We start from the raw sequence: 617 nt of genomic DNA on the forward strand, positions 1-617 counted from the left end.
GCTGCGCCTGGCCTGCCCGCGCTGCGGGCCGCGGCTGGATCGGCTGGATTGGCTCGACCCCCATGCCCGGGTGACCCGACGGCTGGCCGAGAGCGTGGCCCGGCTGTGCGCCGGGACGTCGGTGCGGCACGCCGCCCGGTGGTTCGGGCTGGATTGGAAGACGGTCAAGGCGATCGACTTCCGGCATCTGGAACGCACGCTGGGCCCGCCGGACTTGGATGGCGTGCGGCTGCTGGCGATGGACGAGTTTGCGATCCAGAAGGGCCATCGCTACGCGACAGTAGTGGTGGACGCCGAACGCAAGCGGGTGCTGTGGGTGGGTCGCGGTCGTTCGAGAGCTGAAATAAAGCCGTTTTTTGAGCTGCTTGGCCCCGAGCGTTGTGCGCAAGTGCGTGCCGTGGCGATGGACATGAACACGGCCTACGACTTAGAGGTTCGGGCGCACTGCCCGAACGCCGAGGTGGTCTACGACCTGTTCCACGTCGTGGCGAAGTATGGCCGCGAGGTGATCGATCGGGTCCGCGTGGACGAGGCCAACCGGCTGCGCGCCGACAAGCCGGCCCGGCGGCTGGTAAAGACATCGCGCTGGCTGCTGCTGCGCAACCGCGAGAACGTGC

Annotated in this window: 1 protein-coding gene; it reads left to right on the forward strand. The window is 68.1% G+C overall.

Annotated elements, in window-relative coordinates:
- On the forward strand, positions 1–617 hold a 617-nt coding region (locus tag N787_RS12895; RefSeq protein WP_034214986.1), incomplete at both ends, for an ISL3 family transposase.

It is taken from the genome of Arenimonas metalli CF5-1 (genome assembly GCF_000747155.1).
Lineage (GTDB): Bacteria > Pseudomonadota > Gammaproteobacteria > Xanthomonadales > Xanthomonadaceae > Arenimonas > Arenimonas metalli.